Source organism: Nocardia sp. FBN12, from assembly GCF_054031145.1.
Window position 1 is genome coordinate 2,883,253 of the sequence record NZ_CM132926.1, and the last position, 15,376, is coordinate 2,898,628.

The 15,376-nt window shown below is 68.1% G+C and carries 14 protein-coding genes; 8 read left to right on the plus strand and 6 right to left on the minus strand.

From position 1 onward, the window contains the following. The 3 genes from ACWZHB_RS13985 to ACWZHB_RS13995 are packed head-to-tail and all read right to left on the minus strand — an operon-like array spanning position 1 to position 3,380. Positions 1-1,089, minus strand: a complete 1,089-nt coding sequence (locus ACWZHB_RS13985) for an acyl-CoA dehydrogenase family protein (RefSeq protein WP_427908370.1) — start codon at positions 1,087-1,089, stop codon at positions 1-3. Beyond that, positions 1,076-1,972, minus strand: a complete 897-nt coding sequence (locus ACWZHB_RS13990) for an acyl-CoA dehydrogenase family protein (protein ID WP_427908371.1) — start codon at positions 1,970-1,972, stop codon at positions 1,076-1,078. Before ACWZHB_RS13990 ends, ACWZHB_RS13985 begins: the two co-directional genes overlap by 14 nt. Continuing rightward, the gene (locus ACWZHB_RS13995; protein ID WP_427908372.1) at positions 1,950-3,380 is read right to left on the minus strand and encodes a class I adenylate-forming enzyme family protein; all 1,431 of its coding nucleotides are present in this window, start codon (positions 3,378-3,380) and stop codon (positions 1,950-1,952) included. The genes ACWZHB_RS13990 and ACWZHB_RS13995 overlap by 23 nt, the downstream gene beginning before the upstream one ends. A gap of 56 nt (positions 3,381-3,436) precedes the next feature. On the opposite strand from ACWZHB_RS13995, the gene ACWZHB_RS14000 reads away from it, so the two are divergent. Then, entirely contained in the window at positions 3,437-4,453 is a 1,017-nt protein-coding gene (locus tag ACWZHB_RS14000) for a 2Fe-2S iron-sulfur cluster-binding protein (RefSeq protein WP_427908373.1), read from the plus strand. Between the two features lie 33 nt (positions 4,454-4,486). Here ACWZHB_RS14000 and ACWZHB_RS14005 read toward each other — a convergent pair whose 3' ends face one another. Continuing rightward, positions 4,487-5,443: a TIGR03564 family F420-dependent LLM class oxidoreductase gene (locus ACWZHB_RS14005; protein ID WP_427908374.1), complete on the minus strand. Its 957-nt coding sequence runs from the start codon at positions 5,441-5,443 to the stop codon at positions 4,487-4,489. A gap of 115 nt (positions 5,444-5,558) precedes the next feature. Here ACWZHB_RS14005 and ACWZHB_RS14010 point away from each other — a divergent pair, with 115 nt between their 5' ends. Further along, positions 5,559-6,392: an SDR family oxidoreductase gene (locus ACWZHB_RS14010; RefSeq protein ID WP_427908375.1), complete on the plus strand. Its 834-nt coding sequence runs from the start codon at positions 5,559-5,561 to the stop codon at positions 6,390-6,392. Between the two features lie 45 nt (positions 6,393-6,437). Then, complete coding sequence (locus ACWZHB_RS14015; protein WP_427908376.1) at positions 6,438-8,126, plus strand: FAD-dependent oxidoreductase; 1,689 nt, start codon at positions 6,438-6,440, stop codon at positions 8,124-8,126. A 91-nt stretch (positions 8,127-8,217) separates the two neighbouring features. Here the strand turns inward: ACWZHB_RS14015 and ACWZHB_RS14020 are convergent, their stop codons facing one another. After that, complete coding sequence (locus ACWZHB_RS14020) at positions 8,218-9,675, minus strand: aldehyde dehydrogenase family protein (protein WP_427908377.1); 1,458 nt, start codon at positions 9,673-9,675, stop codon at positions 8,218-8,220. Positions 9,676-9,934: 259 nt separating this feature from the next. Between ACWZHB_RS14020 and ACWZHB_RS14025 the strand changes: the two genes are divergently transcribed. Continuing rightward, entirely contained in the window at positions 9,935-10,510 is a 576-nt protein-coding gene (locus ACWZHB_RS14025) for a hypothetical protein (RefSeq protein ID WP_427908378.1), read from the plus strand. Here ACWZHB_RS14025 and ACWZHB_RS14030 read toward each other — a convergent pair. After that, positions 10,496-11,167 (minus strand): GntR family transcriptional regulator, encoded by a 672-nt coding sequence (locus ACWZHB_RS14030; protein WP_427908379.1) that lies wholly within the window; start codon positions 11,165-11,167, stop codon positions 10,496-10,498. The two genes, ACWZHB_RS14025 and ACWZHB_RS14030, sit on opposite strands and share 15 nt — an antisense overlap. A 73-nt stretch (positions 11,168-11,240) precedes the next feature. Here ACWZHB_RS14030 and ACWZHB_RS14035 point away from each other — a divergent pair, with 73 nt between their 5' ends. From ACWZHB_RS14035 to ACWZHB_RS14050, 4 genes are read left to right on the plus strand one after another with little or no spacing between them, the layout of a single operon-like run. Further along, the gene (locus ACWZHB_RS14035) at positions 11,241-12,611 is read left to right on the plus strand and encodes an LLM class flavin-dependent oxidoreductase (RefSeq protein WP_427908380.1); all 1,371 of its coding nucleotides are present in this window, start codon (positions 11,241-11,243) and stop codon (positions 12,609-12,611) included. Between the two features lie 13 nt (positions 12,612-12,624). Continuing rightward, the gene (locus ACWZHB_RS14040; RefSeq protein ID WP_427909162.1) at positions 12,625-13,809 is read left to right on the plus strand and encodes a CaiB/BaiF CoA transferase family protein; all 1,185 of its coding nucleotides are present in this window, start codon (positions 12,625-12,627) and stop codon (positions 13,807-13,809) included. A 25-nt stretch (positions 13,810-13,834) separates the two neighbouring features. Then, complete coding sequence (locus ACWZHB_RS14045) at positions 13,835-14,767, plus strand: HpcH/HpaI aldolase/citrate lyase family protein (protein WP_427908381.1); 933 nt, start codon at positions 13,835-13,837, stop codon at positions 14,765-14,767. Positions 14,768-14,773: 6 nt separating this feature from the next. After that, on the plus strand, positions 14,774-15,292 hold the full coding sequence (locus tag ACWZHB_RS14050; RefSeq protein ID WP_427908382.1) for a flavin reductase family protein: 519 nt from the start codon (positions 14,774-14,776) through the stop codon (positions 15,290-15,292). Positions 15,293-15,376 lie beyond the last annotated feature (84 nt).

Consider the following 15,376-nt stretch of genomic DNA (forward strand, 5'->3'; position numbering starts at 1 on the left):
TCAGGCTCCTAGGTCGAGGATGCGCGTGGCGATGATGTTCTTCTGGATCTGCGACGTTCCGCCCATGACGCTCTGGGCGCGGCTGTAGAGGTAGCTGCCGAACATCTCGTCGTCGTCGGTGCCCGCGACCGCGAGTGCCGCGTGGCCGACGGATTGCTCGACCCAGGTCATCAGCAGCTTGTCGAGTGAACCGTCCGGACCGTGCACGAGACCGTCGAGCTGCTCGGAGAGCCGGCGCCGAACGTGCAGCCGGAGCATCTCCGATTGCACTGCGGCCCAAGCGAGTTCGCCGGGCACCGGTCCGCTCACCCTGGACTCGAGCTGTCGTACCGTCTTCGCGTAGCGGGCCGCGAAACCCAGTGTGGCGGGTTCACGTTCGTGCCCGACCACTGTCATGGCGAGCTTCCACCCGTCGCCGGGTGCGCCGACCATCCGGTCGGCAGGCACCCGCGCACCGTCGAACCGCACCTGCCCGAACTCGCGGGTGACGCCGCTGATCATCCGCAACGGCTGCTGCTGAACCCCTTGCTGATGCATCGAGACGATGAATCCCGAAATGCCCTTGTGCCGAGGTGCGTCCGGATCAGTGCGCGCGAGCAGCAGACACCAATCGGCGACATCGGAGTAGCTGGTCCAGACCTTGTGCCCGTGCAGGACGTAGTCGTCGCCGTCGCGGGTCGCCGTCGTGCGCAGCGAGGCCAGGTCCGAACCCGCGTCCGGCTCACTGAAACCCTGGCACCAGCGCTGTGAACCGTCGATCATGCCGGGCAGAAAACGTTGCTGCAGTTCAGGACTCGCGTGCGCGCCGAGGCCGTGCACCAGATACCCGAGACTGGGCCGTTGCGGCGCACCGGCTGCGGTCAGTTCCTCGTCCAGGATGACGTCGTACACCGGCGCCAGCGCGTGACCGCCGAATTTCTTCGGCCAGGAGAGTCCGAAGAAGCCCGCGCCGTACAGTGCCCGGTGCCAGTCACCCGCCTTGGCCCAGTACTCGTCACCGGCGGAGGGAAACGACGCGGCACTCCCGGCCAGCCACTCCCGCAGCCGAGCACGGAACGCGGCCTCTTCGGGCGAATCACGATAGTCCACAGTCGATTTCCTCCAGACGGGTGGCGAACAGTTCGGTCGAGGTCAGCACCCGGCGCAAGTACACATGGGCCAGGCACTCCCAGGTGTTGCCGATGCCGCCGTGTACCTGAATCGAGGTCTCGCACACCGTCGAAGCGGCGCGACTGGTGTAGACCTTGGCGACCCGCGCCGCGCGCAACGCCTCGGCGGGCGGCAATTCGTCGACGGCCCATGCGGCGTAGCGCAAGACGCTGATCGCGCCCTCGATCAGCGCCTGGCCCTCGGCCAGCAGATGCGCCACCGCTTGATACGAGCCGATGGCGTGACCGTATTGCTCGCGCAGTTTGGCGTAGTCCACCGCCAGCCGCTGTGTTCCGCGCGCCGCGCCGAGCAGATCCGCGGTCGTCGTGGTGACTGCCAGCGCCTGCCAGTGGATCAGCTGGTGCGGCGACAGCTCGCCGAGCAATTCCGGTGGGCCGGTGAGTTCGGCGGTGCGCCTGGTGAGATCGGCACCGGGCAACGCTTTCCCGACCCCGCGGCCGAACAGCTGCCTGTCGTCGAGCAGCAATGCCCGATCACGGTCTGCGGCGTCGACCGCGCGGGTGCCGACACCGAGAGTCCATCGACCGTCGACGCCCCCACGCAGATCGTCGGCCAAGACCGGCCCCAGGAAGGCGACGTCGACCAGACCGCGCGCGAATTCCTCTGTGACGAGCGCTATTTCGACCCCGGAGGCACCGTCGGACCGCAGGTTGCGCCACCCCGCGGTTTCCACTGCCTTCTCGAGCCGGGCGATCCTGCTCGCATTGTCGAGCTCGGCGACCGAGCTCGGACCGAGCTCGTCGGCCAGCCGCGCGGCGGCCTCACGCAGCTGGCGCTGCTCACTGGTCAGTCGGACGTCCATGACGCTCCTCGAGGACTCGTCGGAGCACCTTGCCCGAAGGCAGGCGCGGGATCTCGGGTACGAACACGATGCGACGGGGCCGCTTGTAGGAAGCCAGCCGTTCGCCGACCAGCGTGCTGAGCTCGTCGGCGGTGACGCCGTCGAGCACGGCGACCGCGGCCACCACGGCTTCACCGTCTCGTGGGTCGGGGGTTCCGAACACCGCGCAGTCGACGACCTTGGGGTGCCCGTGCAGAACCGCCTCGATCTCGGCGGGTGCGACCTGGAAACCGCGCACCTTGATCATCTCCTTGGCCCGGTCGGTGATCCGTACCCAGCCGTCGGCATCGACGTGCCCGACATCGCCGGTCCGGTACCACGCGCCGTCGAATGCCTCCGTGGTCGCCTCGGCGGGCAGATAGCCCGCCATCAGCGACCGCGACCGGCACTGGATCTCCCCGGTCTCCCCCGGCCCCACCGGTTTTCCGGTCTCGAGGTCGACCACCCGGAGGCGGACTCCGGGCGCTGCCTTGCCGACCGAGTCCAGCCGCGCTCCGTCGAGCGGATTGCACGCGATGACCGGCAGTTCGCTGGCACCGTAGGCGGGCAGCCACCGCACTCCGCTGCGCGCGGTCACCGTTTCGGCGACACTCGCCGTCACCGGGGTGGCGCCCCACATGATGTAGCGCAGCGAACTCAGGTCGTAGCGTTCGAGATCGGGGTGCGCGGCGAGGGCGATCGCGATCGGCGCGACGGCCATCTCGATGGTGATGCGGTCGTCCTGGATACAGGCCAGCATCGCGTTCAGGTCGAAGCGCCGGTGCAGCCGCATCCAGGCCCCCGCCCGCAGCGCGGTGAGAATGTTGAGCAGGCCGAGGATGTGCGAGGGCGGGGTGGCCACCTGGATTCGATCGGTGCCGGACAGGCCGAGCACCTCGGTCCATTGCCGTACGGCCACTGCCACCGAATCGTGGGTGTGCCGCACCGCCTTCGGCATCCCCGTGGTGCCGGAGCTGAACACGAGCACCGCATCCGATGCCGGATCCGATCGGACCGCGGTGACTTCGGCGGGTTCGATGGGGTCGCCCAGGTACCGCATCGGTAGCAGCTCGCCGAGCACGGCGCAGTCACCGAGTGCGTGAACCGCACTGGTGACGGCGAGCGCGTGCGCGACCTCGTCCCGCTTCCAGGCGGGGCTGATCAGGACGACGCAGGCGCCGAGGCGCCATACCGCCAGGACAGCCACCACGAATTCGGGCCGGTTGGACGACATGAGCGCCACCCGCTCGCCCGCCCGGACGCCGCGTCCTGTCAGCTCGTCGGCCAACCCGGCCGCCAGCTCGTCGAGCTCGACTCCGGTGTAGGCCCGTCCCTCGAATACGAGCGCGCTCGGCACAGCGTCGGACATCTTGGAAGGTTCCCGTCTCATGAGAGAGAATACTATTCTCATTTCGATAGAATCTTAATACCAGGAAGAGGTGGACCATGGCGACACTCTCGTCATTTCTGCGCGCGACAGTGACCAGGGTCGTGACCGAGAGCGCGGACGCGCGGACATTCGTGCTCGACCCGCATGACGGGCCACTGGACTACCGGGCCGGGCAGTTCTGCACCTTCCGGGTCACCGTGGGCGGCACCGTGCGCTTGCGGTCCTACTCGATGTCGAGCGCACCGGAGACCGACGGCGAGATCATGACCACGGTCAAGCGCGTACCCGGCGGTGCCGTGTCCAACTGGATGCTCGACACCCTCACCGCGGGCGACGAGGTGGAGCTGTCCAGAGCCGCGGGCCGGTTCTGCCTGCGCGACACCGATGTTCCGCTGCTCGGCTTCAGCGGCGGCAGCGGCATCACGCCGATCCTGTCACTCACCAAAGCGGCGCTGGCGGGAACCACCCGGCGGGTCCGGCTGCTGTGCGCGGACCGCGACCCAGCGTCCGTGCTGTTCGACGACGCGTTCAGCGATCTGCTCGCCCGCCATCCGGACCGGCTCGAGGTGGTCCGGCATCTCGACAGCGAGCGCGGGTTTCTCGACCGCGCGGCCGTCACCGCGTTCGTCGGCGCCGATGCGCACGGCGACCACTACATCTGCGGCCCCGAGGCATTCATGGACCTGGTGGAACAGTCACTTCCCGGCCCCGGCCTCGTCTTCAGCGAGCGGTTCGGCACACCCGTCGACCCGGCGGCCGCATCGAAATCAGCGAACGCCGTCGAACCGGGGGCGGATTCCGGCGGCACCGTCACGGTGATCCTGAACGGCAAGAAGAAGTCGGTCCCGCGCAAGGCCGGTGAGACGCTACTGGAGAGCGCCAGACGCGGTGGCCTCGCGCCGCCGTTCTCCTGCGAGCAGGGAAATTGCGCGACCTGCATGGCGAAAATGAGCTCGGGCCACGCGACCATGCGCAACAACAACGCCTTGACCGACGACGAGGTCGCCGACGGCTATGTGCTGACCTGCCAGGCTGTTCCGGACTCCGACGGCGCCGTCGTCGAGTACGAGTGAACCCAGCGGCCGCGCCCCGCCGGGGTGCGGCCGTCAGCGCAGCCGACCCGCCAGGTCGGCGATCATCTCCCTGGTTCGCCGCTTGGAGGCGACCAGCGCGTCCCGATCGTCGCCGATCGGAAGCAAACGCACCGAGATGTCGGTGGCACCGGCATCGGCATACCGGCGGAGTCCGGCCGCGATGGCCTCCTCGTTTCCCGCGATACACAGATCGCCGATGGTGCGCGCGTCGCCTTGATCGAGCAGCCGCTGATAGTTGGGCGAGACCTCCGCCTCGCCGAGAATTCGGTTCGCCCGCGCTCGCGCCTCGTCCACCTGCCCGGCCGTGCACAGACACACCGGCAACCCGACGACCACGCGCGGCGCGGCTCTGCCCGCGTCGGCGGCGGCCTTGTTGATCTTCGGCACCACATGCTCGGCGACGGCGCGTTCGTCCGCCATCCAGAGCACGGTGCCGTCGGCCCGCTCCCCGGCGATGCGCAGCATCACCGGACCCAGCGCGGCGACCAGGACCGGAACCGGCGCTACCGGACCGAGATCGAGCGGATTGTGCACCGTGAAGGTGCCGTTCTCCACGTCCACCGAGCCGGTGCCCGCGAGTCCGGCGGCCAGCACCTCGAGATAGTCGCGCGTGTAGGCCGCCGGCTTCTCGTACGGCAGACCGAGCATGTCGCGGATGATCCAGTGGTGCGACGGCCCGACGCCGAGGGCGAGCCTGCCCCCTGCCGCCGCGTGCGCCGACAGCGCCTGTCGCGCCAGCGCGATCGGGTGCTGAGCCTGCAGCGGGACCACGGCGGTACCCAGTTCGATCCGGGTGGTGGCCAGTCCCATCGCCGTGACGGTGATCAGGGCGTCGAAGTCGTTGGGCACCTGCGGAATCCAGGCCGTGTCGAGCCCTGCCGACTCCGCCCACGCGATATCGCGCAGCATCCGTTCGAGCTTGCGCCCCGAGTCGCCCTTCTCCGGGCCGATCATCACGCCGATGCGCACGGTTCCTCCAAGTAGTTCGAAGTCGGATGCGGATATGCTACTTGCGTAGAATGAGAACACCAATACCATCTGAAGAGAATGACTGATTGCCGCCCGGCGGCACGCGAGGAGCACCATGCCCGACCACGACCACTCGCTGCGCGATCGCACCGTCCTCATTTCCGGAGCCAGCCGGGGTATCGGCGCGGCGATCGCCGTAGCCGCCGCCGAGCAGGGCGCCAATGTCGTCCTGCTGGCCAAGACGTCCGCACCACATCCGCGGCTCCCCGGCACGGTGCATACCGTCGCCGCCGCGGTCGAGGCCGCAGGTGGCCGGGCCGCCGCGGCCGTCGGCGACGTACGCGAGGAGGACGACGTCGCGCGGGCCGTGGCGATCGCGATCGAGCGGTTCGGCGGGATCGATGTGTGCGTCAACAACGCAGGCGCCATCGCCACCGACCCCACCGAGAAACTCGGTGCCAAACGCTTCGACCTGATGCAGGACATCAACATTCGCGGCACCTTCCTGCTCACCGCGGCGTGCGTGCCGCACCTGCGCGACTCCCCCAACCCGCAGGTGCTCACCATCTCGCCACCGATCAACCTCGACTTCCGCTGGCTCGGCGCCCATCCGGCCTACACCCAGTCCAAATACGGGATGACCTTGCTCAGTCAGGGCTGGGCGGCCGAATTCGCCGGCGCCGGAATCGGATTCAACTGTCTGTGGCCGCAGACCTACATCGCCACCTCCGCCGTCGCGGCCCTGCTCGACGGCGACAACCAGCTCGCGACCGCGCGCAGCCCCCGGATCATGGCCGACGCGGCGGTCGCGATCACGGCCCAGCCGGCCCGCACGGTGACCGGCAACTGCTTCCTCGACGCCGACGCCGTCTCGAGGTTCGCCGGGATCGACGACCTCTCCCGGTACGGCGGTGGCGACAACCCGACCCGTGACCTCTTCCTGGACTGACCCGCCCCCTGCCCCACTCACCCTCCGCGACAAGGACTGCCCGCCATGGCCTACGTCATCACGCAGCGATGCTGCAACGACGCCAGCTGCATCGCCGAATGCCCGGTCGACTGCATCCGGCCGACACCCGGTCAGCCGGAGTTCGCGACCGCCGAGATGCTGCACATCGATCCCGAGACCTGCATCGACTGCGGCGCGTGCGTCGACGCCTGCCCGGTGGGCGCGGTGTTCTCCATCGAGGATCTCAGCGCCTCGCTGCAGCGCTACAGCGAGATCAACGCCGACTATTTCGTGCGCCATCCGCTCGAGCCGGAGTTCACCCCGCCGGTCGTGACGCCGCGCATCCCGAAGGAACTCGGCACCTTGCGGGTGGCGATCGTCGGCGCGGGTCCGGCGGCGTGCTACGCGGCGGACGCGTTACTGCGCCGCGGTGACACCCAGGTAGAACTGTTCGACCGGCTGCCGACGCCGTGGGGTCTGGTGCGTGCGGGCGTGGCACCGGATCACGCGGGGACCAAGTCGGTGACATCGATGTTCGAGACCGCGTTCCGCCGCGACACTCTGCAGTACTACCTCAATGTCGAGATCGGCAACCACCTCACCCACGACGAACTCCTGCGCCATCACCACGCGGTGATCTACGCGGCGGGCGCCTCGACCGACCGGCGCATGGACCTTCCCGGCGAGGATCTGCCGGGCAGTCATTCGGCGACGGAGTTCGTGGCCTGGTACAACGGGCACCCCGATTTCGCCGACCGGGACTTCGATCTGTCCGGCGAGCGCGCCGTCATCGTCGGCAACGGCAACGTGGCACTCGACGTCGCTCGCGTGCTCACGATGGATCCGGCCGAACTGGCCCGCACCGATATCGCCGAACACGCGCTGAATGCCCTGCGCGACAGCAGGATTCGCGAAGTAGTGGTACTGGGCCGGCGCGGGCCGCTCCAGGCGGCGTACACCTCACCGGAGTTCCTCGCCCTCGCGCACCTCGACGGCGTGGACGTGGTCGTGGAGTCCGCGGACATCGAACTCGACCAGATCGGCAGCGCCGTACTCGCGGATCCGGCCCTCGAGCCGTCGGTTCGGCTGAAATACACGCTCGCGCAGGAATACGCCACGGCACCACGGCGACCGGGCAACAAACGGATCGTCTTCCGGTACCTCGTCTCGCCGACCCAGGTACTCGGGGAGCGGCGCGTCACCGGCCTGCGATTCGCGCACAACGTACTCACCGACTCAGCGGGTCGGGTCAGCGCGGAGGCTACCGAGCGCACGGGCGAAATCGCCGCGGGCCTGGTACTGCGGTCGGTCGGCTACCGGGGTGCGCCGATCCCGGAACTGCCGTTCGACGAACGCCGAGGAGTCGTCCCGAACCACGAAGGGCGGGTGATCGATAGCGCCGGCGCGCCGTTGACCGGGGTCTACGTCAGCGGCTGGATCAAGCGCGGCGCACGCGGGGTGATCGGGTCGAATCGAGTGGATGCGGAACAGACAGTGCAACATCTGATCGCCGACTTCCTGCAGGGCGAACTGGCCACGCCGCACGCGGACCGAGAAGCGCTGCGCGAGTTGGTCCTGTCGCGGCAGCCGCAGATGGTGGACCGGGACGGCTGGAAGGCCATCGACACCGCCGAGCAGGCGGTCGGCGATTCCACCGGTCGCCCGCGGGTCAAATTCACCACCCGCGACGACCTGACCGCCGCGGCGCGGGGAACCGATCTCGCGGTTCGCTGAGCTCCCTGCCACCGCTCGTCGCGAGTACACCTCGCCCGACAGACAGCGGCGGACCGGATGACCAACCCGTCCGCCGCTGATCCCGGATGACTCAGAGCTGAGCCCAGACCGACTTCGACTTCATGTACGCCTCGACGCCTTCGCGCCCGAACTCGTGGCCCCAGCCGGACTGCTTGTAGCCGCCGAAGGGCACCCCGTGGTCGAACACCAACTGGCAGTTCAGCGACACCGTCCCGGCCTGCAACCGCTTCGCGAGCCGGTGCCCGCGGCTGAGGTTGGTCGTCCACACGGTGGCGGCCAGGCCGTAGGAGGTGTCATTGGCCAGCGCGATCGCCTCGTCCTCGTCGTCGAACGGCAGGACGGTCACGACCGGGCCGAAGATCTCCTCCCGGTAGAGCCTGCTGGTCGCGGGGTCCACATTGGTGAGCACCGTCGGGTGGACGAAGTAGCCACTGCGGTCGAGGCGGTGCCCGCCGGTGACGACCTCGGCACCGTCGGACCGGCCCTCGTCGAGGTAGCCCATCACCCGGGTCAGCTGTTTGGCACTGATCAGCGGGCCGATCATGGTGCCCTCTTCCTTCGGCCCACCCAGCTTCAGGTTGTTCGCCACGGTCGCGATACCTTCCACGACCCGCTCGTACACCCCCCGCTGCACGAAGATCCGGGAGCCGCAGACGCAGCCCTGCCCGGAGTGAATGAAGATCCCCATCGACGCCATCATCACCGCCATATCGAGGTCGGCGTCGTCGAAGATCAGCACCGGTGACTTGCCGCCCAGTTCGAGCATCACCTTCTTGAGGTTGCCCGCCGACGCGGCCACGATCTGCTTGCCGACCTCGGTGGAACCGGTGAACGCCACCTTGTCCACGTCCGGGTGCGCGGTGATCGCGGCGCCCGCGGTGTGTCCGTAGCCGGTCAGCAAGTTCACCACGCCCTCCGGCACGCCCGCCTCGGCGATCAGCCGCGCCAGCAGCACCGCCGACAGCGGTGTCTCCTCGGCGGGCTTGACCACACTGCTGCACCCGGCCGCGAGTGCCGGGGCCAGCTTGGCGCAGGCGTTGAACACCGGCCCGTTCCACGGGAAGATCAGGCCGACCACGCCATACGGCTCCTTGAGCGTGTAGGCGTGCAGGTCGGCGTAGGCGCCGGAGACGCCGCCGGTCATCTGCACCTCGTACGCCGAGCCGTTGAGTTTGGTACACCACCCCGCGTAGTAGCGGAAGAACTCGGCGCAGGTCGGAATGATCATCTTCGCCTGCGCGAGTGGCATTCCCGTATTGAGCGAGTCCAGCTCGGCGAGTTCATCCGTGTGCGCGTCCATGAGGTCGGCGATCCGCCACATGATCTTGGCCCGTTCGCGCCCGGGCAGACCCTGCCAGACACCCGAATCGAACGCGGCCCTCGCCCGGGCAACCGCCTCGTCGACAGCCTCGGGTCCGCAGTCGGTGAACTCGGTGATCTGCTCTTCGGTCACGGGATCGATGATCGGTATGACCTCGCCTTTTCCGGGTCGTTCACGGATTTCGTCCAGAATAGTTTGCAGCGTCATCGCGCATCCCCTTCAAGCGTCGAGGCCTTCGTGCCTACCAGTGCTCGACCTGCTTAGCACCGGACCGGACCAGCGGTCAAGAGTTTCATTCTAATTTGCGGTAATCTAATTCTCGCATGCGAGAACAGAAATCGGCCCTGATCAGGCCGGTGTCTCGCCGCCGCCCCCTGGTCGCAAAGCTTCGGCAACTTCGCCGCGCATCAGACGCAGTTGTAGTAGGACTGCGGATAGCGCTTCGATCTCTCGGAATGGACACCTCGTGAATGTTGCCCAGGACGCTGGTCTGGTCACCAACTGGTGGACCTACGCACATCAACACCCGTTGCGGTACCGGCTGGCAGTCCTGGCGACCAACGCACGCGAGGTCGTCGAGCACGCGGGCGGCTGGTTGTTCGACCGCTCCATGGCCGGATGGGACGTGAATGTCGTCCTCACCGACGTCACCGGTCTGGCGCCCCTGCACATCCTCGGCGCGACCGTGCTCGAACTCGAAGGCCCGCTCGCGGTCCCTGTCCACCACACCTGGCCCGACGCCCTGGCGGTCGCACCCGATCTCCTGCTGTCCGACAGCCGAGTCCGTGACGGCGTCCTCAACTGCCTCGAGAACGATCTGATCGAAGTCGTGGTGTGGGGTGACCCGCTGCCCACGGAGTTCGAGTGCCGGGTCGAGGGCATGGACCATCGCCTCAGCGCCGCGGCGCACGCGTTCAAGGCACGCGCGCTGGCCGCGACCGACGCCACACCCCGACCCGTCCCGCTGACCGAAGGTTTCCGCTGCAACGCCAGGTCGCTGGCGGCAGCCGGGCGCGAGGTGAACCTGTCACGCAGGCGGTAGCCGCGGGGTCGCGTTGCGTTCCAGCCACTGGGTGAGCGAGCGGCCCGCGTCGAGCACGTGCCGCTCGGCGATCTCGCGGGCCCGCGGCGCGTCACGCTCGGCCAGTGCGTCGATCAGCTGGTCGTGATCGTCGAGCGAGTGCTGCTCGTGGTCGGGAAACAGCCGCAGGAAATTCGACGGAACCACCCGGACCGCCTGTTTGATCTGGGTCAGCAGCCGTGGTGAGTGCGCGGCCCGGTGGACTTCCTGATGCAACCGCCAGTTGGCCTCACCGATGGAGTCGTCACCGGATCGCGAGGCGACCTCGGCGGCGAGCTCGCGCAGCCGCTGCAGCTCAGGCGTGCTGGCCCGCTGCGCGGCCCAGGCGGCAGCCTGCCCGGTGAGGACCCCGAGGATGGTGAAGCTGTCCATGATGTCGGCGGGGCTGATCCCGATCACCGTGATCCCACTGCGTGGCGCGACCCGGACCAAGCCTTCGTAGGAGAGCTCGAGCAATGCCTCACGCACGGGCGTGCGGCTGGTGGCGAACTCGTCGGTGATCGCGTCCAGATCGATGCGCGCACCCGCGGGCAACGCCCCAGTCAGGATGCGATCGCGCAGTTCACGTGCCGCCCGTTCGCGAACAGTGCCTGCGACGTCGACCGAGTTGGTTGCCATCGGCGCAGTTTAGCAGGCTAGAGGTACCAGGTTTGAAATCTGATATGTCAGATGCTAGATTCCAATTATGGCGATGAGGAACGGCGACCGAATGACGTTGGTCGCATTCATGCAGGCGGGCAACACCTCGGTCTACTCGGGTTCCTGGCGGCACCCGGCCACCGAGCACGGGTATCTCGACGCGTCGTACTACGCGAAAGTCGGGCGGCAACTGGAGGAGGGCTGCTTCGACCTGATGTTCTTCGACGACCGTCTGGCGATGCCCGGCATCTACGGCGGCTCCGTCGCCGAGGCGGTGCGCCATGGCGCACGCCCGGTGAAGCTGGACTTGGGGGTGGTCCTCGGCGTCCTCGCGCAGAGCACCTCACGCATCGGCCTCGGCGCGACCTACTCCACGACGTACTACGCGCCGTTCCACGTCGCGCGCACGTTCGCCACCCTCGATCACCTGTCCGCAGGCCGGGCCGCCTGGAATGTGGTGACCTCGGTCAACGACAGCGAGGCGCAGAACTTCGGGATGGACGCCCACCTCGGCCACGACGAACGCTACGACCGAGCCGACGAATTCCTCGATGTGGTCAGCGGCCTCTGGGACACCTGGGACGACGACGCCATCCTGCACGACCGCGCCGCAGGCATCTTCGCCGATCCCGACAAGGTGCACGAACTGCGCCACTCGGGTCGCTTCTTCTCCGCCCGCGGACCGCTGACGGTACCGCGGACACCACAGGGCAGACCGGTGATCATTCAGGCGGGCTCCTCCGGCCGTGGCCGCGAATTCGCCTCGCGCTGGGCGGAATTGATCTTCACCGGCGACCCCGGCCTGGAAGTGGCCCGCAATCACTACGCCGACCAGAAGGCCCGCATCTCCGACGCGGGCCGCGATCCCGCCTCGGTCCGCATCTGCCCGATGGCCTACGCGGTCGTCGGGGAATCCGAGCAGCACGCCAAGGAGCGGGAGGCGATGCTGCTCGAGGACCTGGTGCATCCGATGGCCTCGCTGACGTTGCTCTCGGAATTGATGAACTACGACTTCGCACAGCACGATCTCGACGATCCGGTCACCGACGAGCTGATCGCCTCGGTGTCGGGCATCCGCGGTCTGGTCCAGAACCTGCGTACCCACATCGGCGGAAACGTCACAGTACGGGACCTGGCGGGCCACCGAGCCACCCTGCTGCAGGGTCCACGGTTCGTCGGCACCGGCGACCAGGTCGCCGACCAGATGGCCGAATGGTTCCACGGCGACGCCTGCGACGGATTCGTTCTCGCCGCCACCCACATGCCCGGCTCCTTCGAGGACGTCGTCCGGATGGTGGTGCCGCGGCTGCAGCAGCGCGGACTGTTCCGCACCGCCTACGAGGGCACGACCCTGCGCGAGCACCTGGGTTTGTCCCGGCCGTCTCCGGTCCGCGGCACCGCGCACACAGGCACCGTGGTGTGACATGAGCCGAGCCATGCTCGACGGTGTGCGGGTGCTCGATTTCGCCACGCTCGCGGCGGCGCCGCTGGCGGCCACCTATCTCGGCGAGTTCGGCGCCGAGGTGATCAAGATCGAGCAGCCCAACGGTGGTGATCCGATCCGCACCTGGGGCGCGCAGCGCGACGAGGTGGGCCTGATGTGGAAGTCGGTGTCGCGCAACAAGCGTTCCGTCACCCTGGATCTGCGCGTCACCGAGGGCCAGGAGCTACTGCGCCGGCTCGCGGCGACAGCGGATGTCGTGGTGACCAACACCAGGCCACAGACGCTACGGAAATGGGGCCTCGACTACCCGCGCCTGCGCGCGGTCAACGAGCAGCTGGTGATGTTGCACATCACCGGCTTCGGGCTGACCGGCCCCAAGAGCGAGCGCCCCGGTTTCGGCACGCTGGGTGAGGCGATGAGCGGATTCGCCCACATCACCGGTGAGGCGCACGGTCCCCCGACGCTGCCGCCGTTCATGCTGGCCGACGGTGTCGCTTCCCTCAATGCCGCCTACGCCGTGCTGATGGCGCTCTACCACCGCGATGTGCACGGCGGCCCGGGACAGTTGATCGATATCAACCTGGTCGATCCGCTCACGCGACTGCTGGAACAGACGCTGCTCAGCTACGACCAGCTCGGCATCGTCGCGCAGCGAGCGGGCAACCGCTGGGACATCTCCGCGCCCCGCAACACCTATCGCACCGCCGACGGCAAGTGGCTGGCCATGTCGGGCAGCTCCCCCGCGCTGGCGCTGCGCGTCTTCCGCGCGATCGGACGCGACGACCTGATCTCCGATACCGAGTTCTCCGATCCGCAACGTCGGCTGGCGCGGGCTGCCGAGGTCGACGACGTTGTCGCGGCGTGGGTGTCGAAACAGACCCTCGCGGAGGCGATGGCGGTGTTCGACGCCGAGCAGGTCGCCGCGGCCCCCGTCTACGACATCACCGACCTGCTCGAGGACGAGCAGCTGCGCCACCGCGAGGTGTTCGTCCCGGTCGCCGACGACGAACTGGGCACGATGACGGTGCAAGCACCGGTACCGCGTTTCTCCCAGGCGCAGGGCCGCGTGTCCCACCTCGGCCCCCGCCTCGGCGAGCACAACGCGGAGGTCTACGGACAACTGCTCGGCCTGAGCGACAACGACATCGATGACCTGCACAGCCGCGGCGTGCTGTGAACTTCCGACACCGAAGGATTCGACGATGACCCTGCTGATCCGGCGCTCCGAGCTCGCGCTGCCCGCCTGCAACGACCACATGTTCGCCAAAGCCCTTGCCAGCGGCGCAGATCTGGTGTTCCTCGATCTCGAGGACGCGACCCCCGAAGCACTCAAAGAGCAGGCGCGGGAGAAGGCGATCACCGCGCTGACCACGATGGACTGGGGCGATACCGTGCCCGCGATCCGGATCAACGGTCTCGACACCCGCTGGTGCCACGACGACATCATCGAGGTGGTCTCGCGCGCCGGTTCACATCTGCACACGATCGTGGTCCCCAAGGCCTGCACCGCGCGGGATGTGTGGTGGGTCGATGTGCTGCTGACCCAGCTCGAGGCGAAACTCGGCCTGACCCACCGTATTCGCCTCGAAGTGCTGATCGAGGAAGTGGAGGGACTGGCCAACGCCGAAGCGATCGCCGTCGCCAGCTCGCGGGTCGACGCGCTCATCTTCGGTGTCGGCGACTTCTCGCTGTCCCAGGGGGCCAGGGTGGACACCAACTTCGAACCGCTCGGTGACTATCCCGGTGACTTCTGGCACTACGCCCGCAACAAGGTGCTCGTCGCGGCTCGCATCGCCGGCGTCGACGCCATCGACGCCCCCTTCCCCGACTACGGCAACCTCGCCGGCTACGAACGCGACGCGCGACGCTCCTCGCTGCTCGGCTACACCGGCAAGTGGGCGATCCACCCGAACCAGGTGCCGATCGCCAACACTGTCTACTCCCCCACCCCCGAGGAAATCGCACTCGCGCAACGCAATATCGCCGCGTACCGCGAAGCCGAAGCCAACGGACGCGGTGCCGTCGGCGTCGACGGGGTCCTCGTCGACGCCGCGCACATCAAGATGGCGCAGGCCACCCTCGCCCGCGCCACCGCCATCGACCCGCACCATGACGCGATCGCTGCCCGGAGCTGATCGGGCATGACCCTTTCCGCCGCTGCGCACGGTTTCACCGAGATCCCGACCGAACCGCCCTCGCTACGACAGGCATTCGCCACCTTCCCCAGCCCCGTCGTCGCGATATGCGCAGAGGTGGGCGGCACGGCACACGGGATGGCGGTCAGCACCTTTGTCCCCGTCTCCTTGACGCCGCCCATCGTCTCCTTCTGCGTCCAACGAACCTCGCGCACCTGGCCGCCGCTGAGCAGGGCGACCAGCCTGGGGTTGAGCCTGCTCAGCGTCGACCAGACGAGCGCCGCCCGATCTCTGGGAACCAAACACGGCGACCGCTTCCGAGACCTGACGATGGTGGCGGGGACCGACGGTGCCCTCCTGGTCGGCGGGGCCTGCGCATGGCTGGAAGCGACACCGTCGGCCAGCGTCCCCGCCGGGGATCACCTGGTAGTGCTCGTTCACCTCACTCGCGTCGCGGTCGGAACCGAGGCCGGGCCCCTGGTCTTTCACGACAGCCGCTTCCGCCGCCTGCACGACGAACGATGAGGGGACCAGGGGCCTGTCGCTCAGGCCTCGGCGCCGCTACCCGACAGCGGCAACATCGTCCTCGCCACCCCCGGGTGCAATACA

Excerpts from the sequence above, each read along its gene's own strand:
- ACWZHB_RS13990 (WP_427908371.1), bottom strand. The coding sequence starts at position 1,972 with ATGGACGTCCGACTGACCAGTGAGCAGCGCCAGCTGCGTGAGGCCGCC.
- ACWZHB_RS13995 (WP_427908372.1), bottom strand. The coding sequence starts at position 3,380 with ATGAGACGGGAACCTTCCAAGATGTCCGACGCTGTGCCGAGCGCGCTC.
- ACWZHB_RS14000 (WP_427908373.1), top strand. The coding sequence starts at position 3,437 with ATGGCGACACTCTCGTCATTTCTGCGCGCGACAGTGACCAGGGTCGTG.
- ACWZHB_RS14010 (WP_427908375.1), top strand. The coding sequence starts at position 5,559 with ATGCCCGACCACGACCACTCGCTGCGCGATCGCACCGTCCTCATTTCC.
- ACWZHB_RS14015 (WP_427908376.1), top strand. The coding sequence starts at position 6,438 with ATGGCCTACGTCATCACGCAGCGATGCTGCAACGACGCCAGCTGCATC.
- ACWZHB_RS14020 (WP_427908377.1), bottom strand. The coding sequence starts at position 9,675 with ATGACGCTGCAAACTATTCTGGACGAAATCCGTGAACGACCCGGAAAA.
- ACWZHB_RS14030 (WP_427908379.1), bottom strand. The coding sequence starts at position 11,167 with ATGGCAACCAACTCGGTCGACGTCGCAGGCACTGTTCGCGAACGGGCG.
- ACWZHB_RS14035 (WP_427908380.1), top strand. The coding sequence starts at position 11,241 with ATGAGGAACGGCGACCGAATGACGTTGGTCGCATTCATGCAGGCGGGC.
- ACWZHB_RS14040 (WP_427909162.1), top strand. The coding sequence starts at position 12,625 with ATGCTCGACGGTGTGCGGGTGCTCGATTTCGCCACGCTCGCGGCGGCG.
- ACWZHB_RS14045 (WP_427908381.1), top strand. The coding sequence starts at position 13,835 with ATGACCCTGCTGATCCGGCGCTCCGAGCTCGCGCTGCCCGCCTGCAAC.
- ACWZHB_RS14050 (WP_427908382.1), top strand. The coding sequence starts at position 14,774 with ATGACCCTTTCCGCCGCTGCGCACGGTTTCACCGAGATCCCGACCGAA.